2 protein-coding genes and 1 pseudogene are annotated in these 1,729 nt (G+C 34.4%); all 3 read left to right on the forward strand.

Features of this window, described 5'->3' with window-relative positions:
* A partial coding sequence (locus IQ242_RS24040) for a DNA cytosine methyltransferase (RefSeq protein ID WP_193961684.1) occupies positions 1-205 on the forward strand: 205 nt, incomplete at its 5' end.
* 3 nt (positions 206-208) lie between these two features.
* Entirely contained in the window at positions 209-1,279 is a 1,071-nt protein-coding gene (locus IQ242_RS24045; protein ID WP_193961685.1) for a HaeII family restriction endonuclease, read from the forward strand.
* Between the two features lie 348 nt (positions 1,280-1,627).
* Positions 1,628-1,693: pseudogene (locus IQ242_RS27320) on the forward strand (4-Cys prefix domain-containing protein); the annotation flags it as partial.
* Positions 1,694-1,729 lie beyond the last annotated feature (36 nt).

The raw sequence follows: 1,729 nt of genomic DNA on the forward strand, positions 1-1,729 counted from the left end.
ACAAGGTTTTCCCGATGATTATCAAATTGTCGGCAGTTATCAAACTATGCGAAAATTAACGGGTAATAGTGTAGCGATTTCCTGCGTAGCTGCTGTGGTTAATTCTGTAATCGAGTCTTTGTTAGATATTGAGCAAGCATCAACTAATTCATTCTCGTTCAATCGAACTACTCAATTAAGTTTATTTTCGACTCAGGAGTTTTAGATAGTGGTAAGTATTCAAGACGCTAAAATGAGACTTGATAGCATTATTGCTAAAGCTAGAATTGACTTGTATAAGCCAATTCAAATTGCCGAAGTTCTTAGAAAATCTCGGTTAGAAAAAAATATCAAAGTTTTAGATTTAAAGACTTATCAAAATCAATCTATTCGTTGGCGAGATGAAGTAACAATAAGATTGCTTAATAAAGTTTCTACATCTTCTGCTAGATATCAACATGATGTATGGAGTACCACAGCAATGTCTCCTGAGTTACTGGAAATTCTTGATCGAGAAAATAAGCGAACACGGGGAGGTGTAGAACGTTATATTTATTTAAAATTTAGTGAAAGACAAGCTACTGTATCAAGTTTAATTGACTATATAGAAAGTCAAAATGAGAAAAGTTTTGATTTAAAATATTTATTAGATGAGTTTAGTGCTAAAGCAGGAATCCGCAGAAGTATAGACAAAGCATACGAGATTATAGCTTATAGTTTATTTGAAACCATTGTAGTATCTCTGGAGGCAGAGATCACAATGTCTATACCTTCAATCAAACAAGATTTATTAAACGAGTTTTCTGATTTAGCTAAAGCCTTACTTGGTTTAGATAAGAACCAAAATAAGCGAGTATTTAAGGCTCATATTTATAGAGTAGGAGTGACGAATGCAGCCGATAGGGGCTTAGATATGTGGGCAAATTTTGGCATAGCTATTCAAATAAAACATTTAACCCTTGATGAAGAAATAGCTCAAAATATTATCGATAAAGTAGAAAGCGATCATATAGTTATTGTTTGCCGTGATGCTCATGCTGATGTCATCAAAATTATAGCTCAACAAATCAGTTGGGGACAAAGAGTGCGCGGCATAATACTTGAATCGGAGCTAATTAATTGGTATAACAGATGTTTGCGAGGTGAATTTTCTAATTTGTTGGCCAAACCTTTACTTCAGTATCTAAGTGATAACTTTAGAAAAGAATTTCCTCAGTCTATTGCTTTAATAGATTTTTTAGAGGAAAGAAAGTATTTGAAGTTAAAAATAAGAGACGATGATATTTGGGCTATTGCTTAGATTAGCAAAAATGGTAATTAAGTCAAGAAAACAAAAACTATCAAAAAGTCCCTCCTGTCTCCTGCTGTCAAACCATTGATTAGGATTTTTCTTAGCCACAAAAGTTTTGGCATCGTCAAAGATTTTAGGCAAGGATGTGGAAAGCTTCAGCTGATTGGGTGTAACAGAAAATTGCTGTCGATTTTACAATCTAAGACTTTAAATCGAAATCTATTTCCCTATTTTAGCTGAAACTATTTTTATCGGTATTTTCAACCAATTATCAGAGAAAATTTACCCACTAGAGTCGCCCTAGCTTGCTTTATTTTTGTATAATAGGGCTTATCTTCCCATACTTGTCAAACGGCCATGAGTCTCTGTCTCAATCCCGATTGTTCGCACAAAAACACCCCCACGGATAAATTCTGTCATAAGATAGAGCCCCGTAGGGTGGGTTGAGCGAAACAATAC

The sequence above is a fragment of the Microcystis sp. LEGE 08355 genome (assembly GCF_015207185.1).
In the GTDB taxonomy this organism is placed as follows: domain Bacteria; phylum Cyanobacteriota; class Cyanobacteriia; order Cyanobacteriales; family Microcystaceae; genus Microcystis; species Microcystis panniformis.